Origin of the sequence: Leptospira johnsonii (genome assembly GCF_003112675.1) — a bacterium.
Taxonomy (GTDB): Bacteria; Spirochaetota; Leptospiria; order Leptospirales; family Leptospiraceae; genus Leptospira_B; species Leptospira_B johnsonii.
Map to the genome: position 1 here is coordinate 157,039 of NZ_BFAY01000012.1, position 14,385 is coordinate 171,423.

Annotated in this window: 13 protein-coding genes; 11 read left to right on the forward strand and 2 right to left on the reverse strand. The window is 41.3% G+C overall.

Features of this window, described 5'->3' with window-relative positions; all coding sequences use genetic code 11:
- Nucleotide 1: 1 nt before the first annotated feature.
- The 10 genes from LPTSP_RS17885 to LPTSP_RS17930 all read left to right on the forward strand — a co-directional run bounded on the left by LPTSP_RS17885 (nt 2) and on the right by LPTSP_RS17930 (nt 11,111).
- Complete coding sequence (locus LPTSP_RS17885; protein ID WP_174704498.1) at nt 2-1,030, forward strand: FecR domain-containing protein; 1,029 nt, start codon at nt 2-4, stop codon at nt 1,028-1,030.
- A gap of 63 nt (nt 1,031-1,093) precedes the next feature.
- A complete protein-coding gene (locus LPTSP_RS17890; RefSeq protein ID WP_108930109.1) occupies nt 1,094-1,657 on the forward strand; it encodes a hypothetical protein in 564 nt (187 codons plus the stop codon).
- A gap of 102 nt (nt 1,658-1,759) precedes the next feature.
- A complete protein-coding gene (locus LPTSP_RS17895; protein WP_108930110.1) occupies nt 1,760-2,842 on the forward strand; it encodes a DNA-methyltransferase in 1,083 nt (360 codons plus the stop codon).
- An 85-nt stretch (nt 2,843-2,927) separates the two neighbouring features.
- Nucleotides 2,928-3,662, forward strand: coding sequence for a FecR family protein (locus tag LPTSP_RS17900; protein WP_108930111.1), 735 nt, complete (start codon nt 2,928-2,930; stop codon nt 3,660-3,662).
- 83 nt (nt 3,663-3,745) lie between these two features.
- Entirely contained in the window at nt 3,746-4,276 is a 531-nt protein-coding gene (locus LPTSP_RS17905) for a DUF1564 family protein (RefSeq protein ID WP_108930112.1), read from the forward strand.
- A 110-nt stretch (nt 4,277-4,386) separates the two neighbouring features.
- Nucleotides 4,387-5,427, forward strand: coding sequence for an ArsR/SmtB family transcription factor (locus tag LPTSP_RS17910; protein ID WP_108930113.1), 1,041 nt, complete (start codon nt 4,387-4,389; stop codon nt 5,425-5,427).
- A complete protein-coding gene (gene ahcY / locus LPTSP_RS17915; RefSeq protein WP_100769135.1) occupies nt 5,427-6,740 on the forward strand; it encodes an adenosylhomocysteinase in 1,314 nt (437 codons plus the stop codon). The genes LPTSP_RS17910 and ahcY overlap by 1 nt, the downstream gene beginning before the upstream one ends.
- Nucleotides 6,741-6,756: 16 nt before the next feature.
- On the forward strand, nt 6,757-7,056 hold the full coding sequence (locus tag LPTSP_RS17920; protein ID WP_108930114.1) for a DUF362 domain-containing protein: 300 nt from the start codon (nt 6,757-6,759) through the stop codon (nt 7,054-7,056).
- Entirely contained in the window at nt 7,053-10,790 is a 3,738-nt protein-coding gene (gene metH / locus LPTSP_RS17925; RefSeq protein ID WP_108930115.1) for a methionine synthase, read from the forward strand. Before LPTSP_RS17920 ends, metH begins: the two co-directional genes overlap by 4 nt.
- A gap of 6 nt (nt 10,791-10,796) precedes the next feature.
- A complete protein-coding gene (locus LPTSP_RS17930) occupies nt 10,797-11,111 on the forward strand; it encodes a hypothetical protein (protein ID WP_108930116.1) in 315 nt (104 codons plus the stop codon).
- 111 nt (nt 11,112-11,222) lie between these two features.
- On the opposite strand, the gene LPTSP_RS17935 is transcribed toward LPTSP_RS17930, so the two are convergent.
- Both LPTSP_RS17935 and LPTSP_RS17940 read right to left on the reverse strand, forming a co-directional pair.
- The gene (locus LPTSP_RS17935; RefSeq protein ID WP_108930117.1) at nt 11,223-11,846 is read right to left on the reverse strand and encodes a hypothetical protein; all 624 of its coding nucleotides are present in this window, start codon (nt 11,844-11,846) and stop codon (nt 11,223-11,225) included.
- 70 nt (nt 11,847-11,916) lie between these two features.
- Nucleotides 11,917-12,948 (reverse strand): LIC_20087 family outer membrane protein, encoded by a 1,032-nt coding sequence (locus LPTSP_RS17940; RefSeq protein WP_108930118.1) that lies wholly within the window; start codon nt 12,946-12,948, stop codon nt 11,917-11,919.
- 120 nt (nt 12,949-13,068) lie between these two features.
- On the opposite strand from LPTSP_RS17940, the gene LPTSP_RS17945 reads away from it, so the two are divergent.
- On the forward strand, nt 13,069-14,364 hold the full coding sequence (locus LPTSP_RS17945; protein ID WP_108930119.1) for an ATP-dependent 6-phosphofructokinase: 1,296 nt from the start codon (nt 13,069-13,071) through the stop codon (nt 14,362-14,364).
- Nucleotides 14,365-14,385: the final 21 nt, after the last annotated feature.

Sequence of the window (14,385 nt, forward strand, 5' to 3'; positions counted from 1 at the left end):
AATGGACGAAAATTTCGAACATAAAATAAAGAAGGCGATCGAAGGTGAGAAGAACGAATACAGTTCTTCTATCGAAAAATTGTCGGATATGCTTTCCAAATCCTGGGCACCCGTTCCTTCACATATTTCTTTCGATGAAATTTACGAAAAGGCCCAAGCTTCTAAAATTATTAGCTTCAAAAAACCGTTATTATATACTCTTGCTTCTGCTGCTGCGATAATGATCGGAGCATTCGGTTTTCTTATTTTACAAAATCCTAAAGTTGATCCGGTAAAGAACGAACTCGGCGTCTCAGTAACAAAGATTATCGGAAAAGGATACTTATTCTCCCCTGATTCCGAAAAACTATTAGCCTTAAATGAAGGTGAGTCTGTAGGTTCCGGACAGATCCTTAAAACAGAGCCTGGATCTAAGCTTTTCTTAAATATTGCTAAGGGAGAAGGTATGGTCTTAGAGGGATCTACAGAACTCGAGATCATGAAAGAAGGAAAACAATTTTTCCGGCTTCGCAATGGCAGTATCTTAGTTCATTTGCATAAAAACTTAAAGAAAGACGAATTTAGGATCATAACTGAAACAGGTTTGGTTGAAGTTAGAGGAACAAAATTCGAAGTCAGAGAAAGTCCTAAAGAAGGAACGATTGTCTCCGTTTTAGAGGGGAGGGTAGCCGCAAAAAGCAGCAGTGAGCCTAACCGTGGAGAGCAAGTTTTGGAACCTGGCCAAAAGATCCGCTTAGGTGTAAAAGGATTCCAACGTACTTTCCTATCTTCTACTGAGCAAAAGGATCTTGGCTTTAAATTTTCAGAACTTCACGTAGATGAGATTCCTAGAAATTCCGAAAAATCTTTTTCCAATAAAGACGATCTATTTAACGAATACCAAAGGTTAGAGAGAGTCATTCTTTCCAATGGAGAAACCTTAGAAGGTGTGATCGTCGATATGGACGAAAATTTTATGTATTTACAAACTCTCGAAAAGGAAATAAAAATCCAAAGAGATTCGGTAATGGAGGTGATTCAACTTCGTTAAAAGCGAATTATTTTTGACATGTGGGGAATTTTAAAGAAATTCTACCAAAGAAGGCTAATTCCCATGTCTGAAGAAACAGCAAACCCCTCCGCAAAGATCCCTCGATACAAAAGACATCTTGCCAATTATCTGATCGACAAAGACTTTCAATTAAGATTCTTCTTAAATTTTTCCTTATTATTCATCTTCGGGTTACTGCTTACTCTCGGATTTTTATTCTGGATTCATTCTACTAAATACGACAAAGGAGTCGTTTTCAGACTCCGCCAAGACACTGTTAAAGTCTATCAAAAGGGATTTGAGATCGTTAATGGAGAAGAGAAGGACAAGTTCGTTGAGAAGGAGCTCGCTCTTCCGGATTACGATCATGGTTTGGATCTATTTACGATCCAATTTAAGGGAATTCTATTATTCTCGATGTTGTATCTTCTGCTTTCTGCGATATTCGTCTTGATTTACTCCCACAAGATGGCCGGGCCGATCTATAATATTAAGAAGAATCTAAAGTTGCTATTGGAAGGTAAAGACGTAGATAAAATCCGGATCCGAAGTGGAGATGAGTTCCAGGATCTCGCCGATCTTCTGAATGAGTTGATCGACAAAAAGATCCACGGCAAAAAGAATTAAGGACTCGAAATTTGTCGGATCTTCGACTTGCCCTTCTTCTTATAGCAGTTTTCTAAATTTGAATAGCCAATTTAGGGTGCTCTTGAAACATGCGGAACGTGTATGAAGGATATACTCGTTCCGGAAACTTCGCATATATTATATAATTCCGATTCGAGAAAAATGGATAGGCTTTCGGACGAAAGCATCGACCTCGTATTAACTTCACCTCCTTATCCCATGGTAGAAATGTGGGATGATCTCTTCAAAAATTGGGACAAAAATACAAAGAACGCTCTAACCAAAAACCTGGGCAATGAGGCGTTCGAGGCAATGCATTTGCAACTGGATAAGGTCTGGAAAGAGTGCTTCCGTGTTCTAAAAGAGGGGGGGATCCTGCTCGTAAACATAGGTGACGCAACTCGAAGTATCGGAGGCGAATTCAGTTTATTTTCGAATCACTCGAGAATTTTACAGGCTTGTCGTAACTTCGGCTTTACTTCTCTACCTGATATTTTATGGAGAAAACAGACTAATTCCCCGACCAAGTTTATGGGTTCAGGAATGTTTCCAGTGGGTGCCTATGTTACTTATGAGCATGAGTATATTCTGATCCTTCGGAAAGGTGGACTCAGGAAGTATTCTAAATCTGAGACAGAGATTCGACGAAATAGCGCTTTTTTCTGGGAAGAAAGAAACGTCTGGTTCTCGGATGTTTGGGACCTAAAGGGAGAAAGGCAGATTTTTAAGGATGTAGGAGCTTCGCGAGAAAGGACTGCTGCATTCCCATTGGATTTCGCCTATCGATTAGTGAATATGTTTTCCATAAAAGGGGATACTGTCTTAGATCCATTTTTAGGAACGGGGACTACATCGTTAGCAGCTCTTCTTTCCTCTAGAAATAGTATTGGGTACGATGTAGATCAGGGAATTCTTGAAATTGCCAGGAACAAGCTTCTAGGTGCAGTGAATGTTTCGTCGAAGATACTACAAAATAGATTGCAAAGTCACATTGATTTCGTTTCGGATCGGAAAAAGCAAAAGAAAGAGATTGCACATAAGAATAAGCACTATGGATTTCCAGTAGTCACTTCTCAGGAGACAGAATTGACCTTCGAATCTGTAGATTCTTCACTTGAACGCGAACATTTCTTCTTGAAAGCTAGTTATTCTCGGTTTAATCTGCAAAATTCTTCCAAAAAGTAAGTTTCAAATTGTTGCTATTCTAATGGATCTAGTAGATCCTACTACAGTTTTCGTTGAATAAATTAGTGTTATAGGAAAGCCCCGCATGAAAAACCGAACACTTGTATCTGTCTTTGCCATTTTTTTTACTTTAGCTATTTTACCCTCTTCACTATTCGCAGAAGAAGAAATTGCGATCGTACTGTTCATTGTAGGTGACGTTTCTGGAACCCAAGATGGAAAAAAGGTGAGCCTTAAGAAGAATTCGATTTTGAAAAAACAGGATGAGCTTGAAACGAAAGACGGAAAAGTCGATCTCCAAATTGGCCCTTCAGTCGTCGTTCGTATCTCAGCTTTTACAAAAATCAAGATTGCAGAACTGAGTTCTGACAAAAAGGCCAATAAATCAAAATTAGAACTAGTTTCCGGCAAAGTATTCGCCCGGGTAGACAAAGGTTCTAAGAAAGAGGATTTTACAATTACAGCACCTTCTTACAATGCCGGTGTTCGAGGGACGCAATTTGTAGTTTGTGAAGAAAATGAAGCTCAACGCAAAGAAAACCCTGATAACGAAGATTCCGATGTGCCAAATGGAATTTTTGTGAAAGAAGGGGAAGTCGGAGTTACTACAGAAAATGGAAAGAATTTTCCGCTAAAACAAGATGAAGAAGCTGTAGTATCTCCTCAAGGTCTTCTGAAACAACCTTTAGAAGAGTTTATGCGCGAGAAAATGAAAATTTTAGATGGCTTCAAGAAGATCATGGAAGAGAACTATAAGATTCTTCGAGATCAAAAACTTCAGAACCAAGAATTATTAAATCAAACTAAGCAAGATATATAATTCTCCTGCTGTAGTAACTTCGACATAATAAGAAAAAACGAAAATCCTCGCGCACTAACTCAAATTTGGGAAACGAGAAGGGTATGAAATCTACCGTTTTCCAAAATGAGAAACTCAAACGAAAAGCAAAGATTGTTAAGAACCCCTATCCATCCACGGCATTGATTCCGGAAAGACTTTGGAGAAAAGTTCCTGTTGATTGCAAACGAAACTTTCCTCGGTATTTGAAGCGCATGCAAGAGAAGTATGGCTTGCTACTTCAATCCCAGAGATACATGGGAAGAAATCCTCTCAGGACTTCCTTTCAGGCGAAAGGTCAAAATTTAGTTCGCCATAGTTATCGCCCAAAAGAAGAAAATTATCAAGAGCTGCGAAATATGGCTCTTGCACATGGTGTTTCTATAAATTATATAATTGCGTTAATGATTCATTGGGAATCTCTTCAAGTGGATGAAAGAATTCTTTCTCACTTTTGGCGAAATCGAAAACCACCAACTTCAAGGATTATAGATATTCGTCGTATTTTGAATTTAGAAACCCGAGAGATTCAGATTATTTTAGTGGGATGGCCTCGGAAGTTCGTTCTCGAAAGAGGGTCTCCTAATTGGGGCTAACCTTCACATCCTGGCGGAAAGTTAATAAGACATAATATTATCCAGAAGAATGTAGCATTTTTTGCTTGAAGAAATCAAGATATCTTGATATCTTGTGGGAAGGGCTTGAAATGTCACTGAAGGATATGTCTTTAGAAAGAGAAACTGTCGAAACTTACTCAGATTCGATTGTCGTTACGCCTTCTTCCGCGAAAGGGGTTTCTCAGGACCGAGATATTCTGCTCGCGATAAAGGCATTGTCAGATGAAACCCGCATTCGGGTTCTTCGGATACTTTCTATCGCCCCTCTCAATGTTCAGGAAATAACAGAAGTTCTGGACATGGGCCAATCTAGGATTTCTCGGCATTTAAAGATCCTGGCGGATGCGGGATTTTTGACATTTCAACGTGAAGGTTCTTGGGTATATTATAGCCCTACGGTTTCAAATGACGATTCACGGGATTTTTCTACAAGGTTTCATACGCTTCTTCTGGATTTTGAAAAGAGTCTTCCTTATTCGGAGCAAGATTTAGCTAAGACTAAAGATATTCTCAGACAAAGAGATCTGAAAAGATCGAAATATTTCGATGATGTTGCTCAGAATTGGGAAAGTATTCAAAGTGATGTTCTGGACCCGGTTTTATATCGGAACAAGATCTTGGATCTACTTCCGGAACATTCTCGTCGGATCTTAGACCTCGGATGTGGTCCTGGCGGTTTAATTCCTTATTTATTGATGAAGAGCCAGGAAGTTATTGGGATCGATTCTTCTGAAAAAATGATCAAAGAGGCGAAAGGTTCCTTTTTGAATAATTCCCAAGTTCATTTTCTCACATCCGAAATTGAAACCCTGCCTGAGGATCTAATTCAATCCGCAGATTCTGTCGTAGCTTCGATGGTCTTACACCATCTCTCCAATCCTCCTCAGGCCATGAAAGAAATACATAGAGTTTTAAAGGACGACGGCGTTTTCATCATAGTAGATCTAAAAAAGCATAACCAGGAAATCATGCGCGATAACTTCGCCGACTTATGGCTCGGATTCGAGTCGGAACTTCTCGCGGATTGGCTGAACCATACCGGTTTCAGCCTCGAATCTATCGAAGAAGTAGAATCTCAGAAATACTTCAAAGTATTAATAATTAAAGCTAAGAAAAGAGGAGGACTTTAATGTCCGCTACAATACAAGAAAAAGGTTTAAAATATAAGGTTAAAGACATTTCACTCGCGGACTGGGGTCGCGAAGAAATCATTCTGGCAGAAAAAGAAATGCCGGGTCTGATGTCCTTACGCAAAGAATATAAAGGGAAACAACCTCTGAAAGGAGCGCGTATCGCTGGTTCCCTTCACATGACTATCCAAACTGCGGTTCTGATCGAAACTCTGACTGAGCTTGGAGCAGAAGTTCGTTGGTCTTCTTGTAATATCTTCTCCACTCAAGATCATGCAGCAGCTGCAATCGCAAAGACCGGAGTTCCTGTGTTCGCTTGGAAAGGTGAAACGGAAGAAGAATACTGGTGGTGTGTGGAACAGACTATCTTCTTCGAAGACGGAAAAGGCCCGAACATGATCCTGGACGACGGTGGTGACCTGACCATGTACGTTCATGAGAAATATCCTCAACTTCTCGCTGAGATCAAAGGAGTTTCTGAAGAAACTACTACAGGGGTAAAAGGTCTCGAAAAACTCCTCAAAAAAGGCGAGTTAAAACTTCCTGCGATCAATGTGAACGATTCCGTTACCAAGTCCAAATTCGACAACTTATATGGTTGTAGAGAATCCCTGGCCGACGGTATCAAACGTGCTACCGACGTCATGCTTGCTGGAAAAGTAGCACTTGTTTGCGGTTATGGAGATGTTGGAAAGGGTTCTGCTGCTTCTTTACGCAATTTCGGAGCTAGAGTGATCGTTACGGAGATCGACCCGATCTGCGCTCTTCAGGCAGTAATGGAAGGATACCAGGTTCTAAGAGTTGAAGATGCGATCGAATTCACTGATATTGTAGTAACTGCGACCGGAAACGACGACATTATTTCTCTTGAACACATGAAAGCAATGAAAGACGGAGCAATTCTTTGTAATATCGGACACTTCGACACTGAGATCCAAATGTCCAGATTGAACGCAGAGAAGGGCGTGGTGAAGAAGGAAATCAAACCTCAGGTAGACAAATATACCTTCGAGAACGGTAAATCTATTATCGTTCTCGCAGAAGGTCGTTTGGTGAACTTGGGTTGTGCGACTGGTCACCCATCTTTCGTAATGTCTTGCTCTTTCACAAACCAAGTCTTGGCTCAGATCGAACTTTGGAACAATAAGTATGAGATCGGTGTCTATAGATTACCTAAAAAATTGGATGAGAAAGTTGCAGCGTTACATTTGGAGCAATTAGGAGTTCGCCTAACCACGTTAAACGCTAAACAAGCAGAGTATATCGGAGTACCGGTAGAAGGTCCGTTCAAGCCGGAACACTACCGTTATTGATCGATAAGGAGAGGTTGTGGCATACGTAGTAACTGAGCCCTGCGTAGGGTGCAAAATTACTTACTGTGCTGCAGCCTGTCCTGTAGAAGCCTTCCGAGAAGGAAAGGATTATTTAGTCATAGATCCGGACATTTGCATCAATTGTAACGATTGTTTGAGAGAGTGTCCGGTGAACGCCATTTTTCCGGAGGATGAGGTGCCGGTGATATGGAAAGATTGGATTGTTCTGAATGCAAAAGAATCGAAAAAACTGCCGATGATCAACGATCTTAAAAAACCTCTTTTAGATAAAAATTGCAATATTAAAGAATTATGAAACATAAATTTCCCACATACACAAACCCCAAAGCACAAGAACTCTTAAAATTATTAGAAGAAAGGATCCTGGTTCTTGACGGGGCAATGGGGACCATGATCCAAAGATACGGTCTGGGAGAAGAAGACTTCCGAGATGAACGACTTAAGGATCATCCTTCCGCATTAAAGGGAAATAACGACCTTCTCGTGATAACTAAGCCAGAAGTGATCGAAGAAATACATTATAAATTTTTGGAAGCCGGAGCGAACATCTTAGAAACAAATACATTCAGCTCCAATCGAATTTCCCAAGCGGATTATAATGCGGAAGCTTATGTAGACGAACTGAATCGAAAAGCTGTTAAGGTCGCTCGTGCTGCAATGGAGAAGTTCTCCAAAACTCATCCTGATCAACCGTTGTTCCTTGCCGGATCCATTGGGCCTACGACTAGGACTGCTTCTCTTTCTCCGGATGTAAATAATCCTGCCTTCCGTGCAGTGACCTTCGACGAATTAGTAGAAACGTTTTACGAACAGGTAAGAGCATTGGTGGAAGAAGGAGTTGATATTCTTCTTTCTGAAACAAATATCGATACTTTGAATTTAAAGGCGATCATTGTCGCTATCGAGAACGTATTCAAAGATTTGAATGTACGAATTCCAGTATCCCTTTCCGTTACAATCACTGACGCGTCCGGAAGGACATTGTCAGGGCAGACGATTGAGGCATTCTACAATTCCATCTATCATGCAAATCCTCTTTCTGTTGGGATCAACTGTGCTTTGGGCGCAGGAGAAATGAGGCCCTATATAGAGGAATTATCCAGGATCTCAGGCTGTTATATCAGTTGTTATCCGAATGCAGGGTTGCCTAACGCGTTTGGTGGATATGACCAAACTCCGGAAGAATTCGGAGCATTTTTGGATGATTTTTCCAGCCAAGGTTGGTTGAATATTGCGGGAGGATGTTGTGGAACGACTCCTGCTCATATTAAAGAAGGGGCCAAGGCAGTCCAAGGCAAAAAGCCTAGACTTATACCGGAGATAGAAGGAAAGACCAGATTATCCGGATTAGAACCTTTGAATATAGATGAAAATACAGGTTTTGTCTTAATAGGGGAAAGAACGAACGTAACCGGTTCTCCTAAATTCAAAAAGCTGATCTTAGAAGGAAACTTTGAAGAAGCAGTGTCGGTTGCTTTACAACAGGTAGAAGCAGGCGCTAATATCATCGATATCAATTTTGACGAAGCTCTTTTGGATGGAGAGGCCTCCATGAAAGAATTCTTAAACTTGATCGCAGTGGAGCCAGATATTGCAAAGGTTCCTTTCATGGTCGACAGTTCTAAATGGTCTGTTCTGGAAACTGGATTAAAATGTATCCAAGGAAAACCGATCGTAAACTCCATCTCCTTAAAAGAAGGAGAAGAGAAGTTTTTGCAACAGGCAAAAACGATCAAGATGTACGGTGCTTCCGTAATCGTAATGGCTTTTGATGAACAAGGCCAGGCGGCTACTAAGGATGAGAAGGTTCGCATTTGTAAAAGAGCTTATGATCTATTAGTGGAGAAGGCAGGCTTATCTCCTTTCGATATCATCTTCGATCCGAACATCCTAACAGTCGGAACAGGAATAGATGAACATAATAACTATGCTGTCGACTTTATAGAAGCGATCAAAGAGATTAAAGCTATTTGCCCAGGAGCAAAGATCAGTGGAGGTTTAAGTAATATTTCCTTCTCTTTCCGTGGAAATAACCCAGTAAGAGAGGCGATGCACTCCGCATTCTTATTTCATGCAATCAAAGCCGGCATGGATATGGCGATCGTAAATGCAGGAATGCTTGCGGTTTATGAAGAAATTCCTAAGGACCTTTTGGAAAGAGTAGAAGATGTTCTCTTAAATAGAAGATCCGACTCGACCGAAAGATTGATCGAATTTGCAGAATCCTTTAAGTCAGGCGAGAAGGCCGAAAAAAAAGAAGAAGCCTGGAGAGAAGGAACGGTAGAGCAACGATTAGAATATTCTTTAGTAAAAGGGATCGTAGAATACATCGACCAAGATACGGAAGAAGCAAGGCTTAAATACGACCAACCGTTGCACGTCATCGAAGGCCCTCTGATGGATGGAATGAGAGTCGTGGGCGATCTGTTTGGATCTGGAAAAATGTTCCTTCCTCAGGTTGTAAAAAGCGCTAGGGTGATGAAAAAATCCGTAGCCTACCTTCTACCTTATATGGAAGAAGAGAATCGCAAGCAAGCTCAGTCTTCTGCAAAACAAAAGTTCCTGATTGCTACAGTGAAAGGAGATGTTCACGATATCGGTAAGAACATCGTGGCGGTTGTACTCGCATGTAATAACTACGAAGTGATAGACCTGGGAGTCATGGTTCCTTGCGAGAGGATCTTGGAAGAAGCAAAAAAGCAGAACGTAGACATCATCGGTTTGTCCGGACTCATTACTCCTTCTCTCGATGAAATGGTTCACGTTGCTTCTGAAATGAAAAGGACAGGTTTCGATATTCCTCTATTGATCGGAGGAGCAACTACAAGTTCTGCCCATACTGCCGTAAAAATTTCGGAAAAGTACGATCAACCTGTGGTCCATGTTTTGGATGCGTCTAGAGTAGTAAACGTTGTCGGAAAACTTTTGAACCCTTCTCTAAAACCAGATTATATAAAACAGATTAAAGAAGATCAGAAGATCCAAAGGGAAATTTATTTCAATACTAGAAGCGAACGTAAACTTGTTTCTATTGAGGATGCTAGAGAGAATAGATACATTACCGATTGGAATGTGACTAAGGTAGTAAAACCGAATTTTGTAGGAGTCCGGGCTTTTAATAATGAGATCACGTTGGAGGAGTTGGTTCCGTACATCGATTGGTCTCCCTTCTTCCAAGCTTGGGAGTTGAAAGGACGTTATCCTTCCATTCTGGAAAGTGAAACATATGGTAAACAAGCCAAAGAATTATTCAAAGATGCCCAGAAATTATTAGAAGATATCGTTTCCAATAAAAGATATACAACCCGAGGAGTGATCGGTGTCTTCCCTGCGAATAGTGTGGGCGACGATATAGAAGTTTACGAAGACGAGACCAGAGCAAAAGTTAAGACTGTTTTCCATACCCTTCGCCAACAGATAAGCAAAGAAGAAAAGGACGAGCCTAACTATTGTTTGGCGGACTATATAGCTCCTAAAGAAAGTGGAATTGCGGATTATATCGGAGGTTTTGCTGTTACTGCAGGACACGGAGTAGAAGCGTTTGCTTCCATATTCGATTCTCGTTTGGATGATTATAATTCCATCATGGCAAAAGCTTTAGGTGATCGTTTTGCGGAGGCCTTTGCAGAATACATGCACTTGAAGATCCGAAAGGAGATCTGGGGTTATGTGGCCGATGAAAATCTCTCCACCGAAGAGTTGATCCGCGAACGTTACCAGGGAATTCGTCCCGCAGCAGGTTATCCTGCAAGTCCGGACCATACTGAAAAGAGAACCTTATTCGATCTATTGGAAGTGGAGAAAAATACGGGGATCACTCTTACGGAACATTTTGCGATGATGCCTGCAAGTTCCGTGAGCGGTTTGTATTTTGCTCATCCGGACTCTAAGTATTTCGCGGTGGCGAAGATCAATAAGGACCAGGTCCAGGATTATGCCAACCGGAAGGGAATGACCGTTTCGGAAGTGGAAAAATGGCTTTCTCCAAATTTGGCTTATGACCCCCTTGAGGCGGTTTCGAGAGTCTAATCTGTAATGAAACGATTTGTCGAAGTTACTACAAATCCGATTCATTCTGAATACCAGAATGAATCGGAGCCTGGAACGGAGTTTCCATTCCATCCTTGGTTGGCATCTAAGATTAGGGAGAAATTGGGTAGGGAAGATCTGCGCTTGAAGCTGAGTGAGATCAGTTGCGAGGAGCCTGCTTGCCCGGTAATGGAAACTAGGATCGAGGTCGTAGATACTACATCCGGCAAAACTACTTCTTTTCTCAGATTTGGCAGAAAGAAAGAGCAAATCAATAAGCTGGATCTGCAACTTTCCTTTCAGAAAATGCGAATTATGTAGTCACTTCGACCGAATTCCTATGTGAATTCAAATTCCGCGATCCGAGAGTAGACTCCCCAGTCGCAAGTTACACTCTAAGCTGCGATTTCCGTCGAAGATACTACAAACCCCTCAATTCAACACAAATCCAGAAATCACCTTTTCAAAATTCGCCTTCTCTTTCTCGAACTGACTTTCCAATGTAAAAGTAGAGAACTGAATGGAACCGAAATTACCGCTAGATAGAAAGGAATAGAAAATGAATCTAAGACCTTTGATCTGCGCAGTGTAGGTGACGATCTTTCCTGGGACTCCGTTTACGGAACAGTCTTCGATATTTATAATCCTGGCGTCCGGGTCAGTTTTAACTACGTTCAATAGAACTAATTCAGGAAATGACTCTAAGGGGATTTCCAAACCTTCGTAGATTACCATTGCGTTCCCTGTTCTTGCCTGGTTCACGAAGTGAAACTCTGCGAATTCGTGGTTTTCGGTCACACTTGTCCATTGAGTGGAATTGTAAAAAACGGAATATACTCCGGATGTACTCTTGATTAAGCTTGTTTGGTCGGTTCCCTTCAAAATAGATCTGTTTGTATTCGATTTTTTGGACGGATCTACTTTTGGTTCAGGTGCGTACTGCCAGGTAAAATTCTCCTTTAGCACTACCTTCTTTCCCGTTTTTGTATAAACCACTTCGTCGGCAAATATTCCGGAGACAGCACAGAATAAGATTAGAAACTTGATTTTTTTCACGGGGCTTTCTCCTGGTTTTTTGGATACTTGTGTGTTGTTCTGGTAGGGTTATATTAGAAAAACTTGATTTTTATTTTTGCAAATTCGGAGAACTATCGGAAAATTTATATTTCACCCCGAGCATACCTTGGATCTCCGGAGTGAGCAATCCGTCTGTATTCGGGAATGGTTGATGAAGAGGCAAACGTACCAAACCCTCGAAGCTTAAGTTTTTTGTGGAGATGGAAAATCCAGGGTTTACGTAATATTCGTAACCTTGTTGCCATCCTTTGAAAGCTTGAGGTGTATCGATCGGTAAAAAACTTTTATCGTTAAATCTTTTGATCCCGGAAACTTGTAAAAAGAAGTCCATCTTATTTAGGCTACTGGAATTCGAGATCAAAGAGTAACTGATCCCAATAGAGGATTTTGCGGACTCAGGGATCGCCAAACCTACGTTGTTCCCGGCCATTCTCCAGCCCAAGTCCATTTGGATCCCGGCTCTTCCGAGTAAATATCCAAAGAGTAAGCTCCCTGCTTGGGTATCCAAACCTCTAGAAAGGTTAGAGCCTAAGCCGGGCATAACGGAAGAAGTGACTCTCACATCTGTCAGAGGGTCAAATGCTCTTCTTTCCGTATTAGCTCCTACATAGGCCTCGGATTTATTTTCCTTGTTCTGGCCCATACTCATTGCCATTACAAAAACTTCTTCTCTTCCGAGAGCAGGATATAGAGCGAAAAATTCTCTCTTTTGTAAAAGTATCTTAGGTTGGTTCGGTAATTTATTTGGCAATCCCGGAATGGAATCAAAAGATGTAGAGTTGGTCGGAATATACTCCCGAAACACTTTCATTTCATAAGGATATTTGAATGTAAGAGAGGAGAAAAATTGGACCTTATGCTCTTCCTTCACTTCTGTTTGATCAGAAGTTTCCTTTTGGGAAAATAGGGCCTTATTTTTGGAAAAGTTGTCGAAAGAATCCCAGAAAAAAGTAGAACTGTTCTCTCCGTAGAGTACGGACAGGCTCGCAACAAAAGGAATAATCACCTGTAAGATGGAAGGGAAGGTCTTTCTAAATAACGAGCGCTTACGTTTAGGAAGAGATTTGGAATCATATGTCATCTTCTCTGTTCTCATCCTATATTTATTGATATATGACGGAATATTCTACTTTGCCAATGAAAATTCCGTCATATTTACCAAAAAATAGACCTTCTTATAATTCACCTGGAATCGGTAAAAATGAACACAAAGATCAGAAATTTCGGAACTTGCAAAATTGAGAGTCCAGCGGCTTATGAATATTACACCGGCGACGAATCCAAGGTGGTTTTCAAGACAGTATTCGAAACGGAAGAGGGCTGGAAGGAATATATAGGAGAAGGAGCCGAATTTTTCGAACAAGCAGGTCCTAGAAAGAAGATCTATTTTGACCCGAAAGAAGTGACCGCAGGTATCGTGACCTGCGGGGGGCTCTGTCCAGGGATCAATGACGTGATCCGAGGTATCGTAATGGAATTAAATTATAGATACGGGGTCAAACGTATCCTTGGATTTCCTTACGGCTACCAGGGGCTTGTCAAAAAATTTGATCATAAGCCTATAGAACTGAATCCAGAAAACGTGGCTCATATAGGAAGGGACGGAGGTACTATTCTCGCTTCTTCCAGAGGGAACCAGAACGCTTCCGACATGGTGGACCGACTCTCTTTGTATGGGGTCAAGATGTTATTTTGTATCGGAGGGGACGGTACCTTAAGAGGGGCCAAAGAGATCGTTAGGGAGATAGACAGAAGAGGAGAAGAGATTTCAGTCATCGGAGTTCCTAAAACGATAGATAACGATATCAACTATGTGCAAAAAACTTTCGGATTTTCTACAGCATTCTCCAAAGCGATGGAAGCGGTAGAATGTGCGCATGTGGAAGCAAAAGGTGCGCCGAACGGAATCGGTGTAGTAAAGTTGATGGGAAGACATTCCGGTTTTATCGCAGTGAATGCAGCCTTGGCTTCTCAAAATGTGAACTATTGTTTGATCCCTGAAGTGGATTTCGATCTGAAAGGAAAAGGTTCCTTCTTAGATGTTTTGAAAAAAAGGATCCAAACCAGAGAACATGCCGTGATCATAGTGGCAGAAGGCGCTGGTCAAAAGTTTTTCGGCAAAACAGAAGAAAGAGACGCCTCCGGAAATCTCAAGTTGGGCGATATTGGAGTGTATCTCAAAAATTCCATCCAAGAATTCTTCAAAGCGGAGAAGATAGAGGTGAATGTAAAATATATAGACCCGAGCTATATCATCCGTTCCATTCCTGCAAACCCTGAGGATTCTATTTTCTGTGGATTTTTGGCGCAGAATGCGGTGCACGCTGCCATGGCCGGTAAAACGGATCTAGTGATCGGAATTTGGAATAATGTATTCACACATCTTCCGATCGATATTGCTATCCAGGAAAGAAAGGTGCTTCAGCCTACTAAGAGTACTTTGTGGAGAACATTGTTAGCCTCTACAGGACAACCTGCTCATATGGTGGCAGAATAGTATAAGGACTAAGGTTGGGGC

Excerpts from the sequence above, each read along its gene's own strand:
- LPTSP_RS17910 (WP_108930113.1), top strand. The coding sequence starts at position 4,387 with ATGTCACTGAAGGATATGTCTTTAGAAAGAGAAACTGTCGAAACTTAC.
- LPTSP_RS17930 (WP_108930116.1), top strand. The coding sequence starts at position 10,797 with ATGAAACGATTTGTCGAAGTTACTACAAATCCGATTCATTCTGAATAC.
- LPTSP_RS17905 (WP_108930112.1), top strand. The coding sequence starts at position 3,746 with ATGAAATCTACCGTTTTCCAAAATGAGAAACTCAAACGAAAAGCAAAG.
- LPTSP_RS17900 (WP_108930111.1), top strand. The coding sequence starts at position 2,928 with ATGAAAAACCGAACACTTGTATCTGTCTTTGCCATTTTTTTTACTTTA.
- LPTSP_RS17895 (WP_108930110.1), top strand. The coding sequence starts at position 1,760 with ATGAAGGATATACTCGTTCCGGAAACTTCGCATATATTATATAATTCC.
- metH (WP_108930115.1), top strand. The coding sequence starts at position 7,053 with ATGAAACATAAATTTCCCACATACACAAACCCCAAAGCACAAGAACTC.
- LPTSP_RS17890 (WP_108930109.1), top strand. The coding sequence starts at position 1,094 with ATGTCTGAAGAAACAGCAAACCCCTCCGCAAAGATCCCTCGATACAAA.
- LPTSP_RS17885 (WP_174704498.1), top strand. The coding sequence starts at position 2 with ATGGACGAAAATTTCGAACATAAAATAAAGAAGGCGATCGAAGGTGAG.
- LPTSP_RS17945 (WP_108930119.1), top strand. The coding sequence starts at position 13,069 with ATGAACACAAAGATCAGAAATTTCGGAACTTGCAAAATTGAGAGTCCA.
- LPTSP_RS17940 (WP_108930118.1), bottom strand. The coding sequence starts at position 12,948 with ATGACATATGATTCCAAATCTCTTCCTAAACGTAAGCGCTCGTTATTT.
- ahcY (WP_100769135.1), top strand. The coding sequence starts at position 5,427 with ATGTCCGCTACAATACAAGAAAAAGGTTTAAAATATAAGGTTAAAGAC.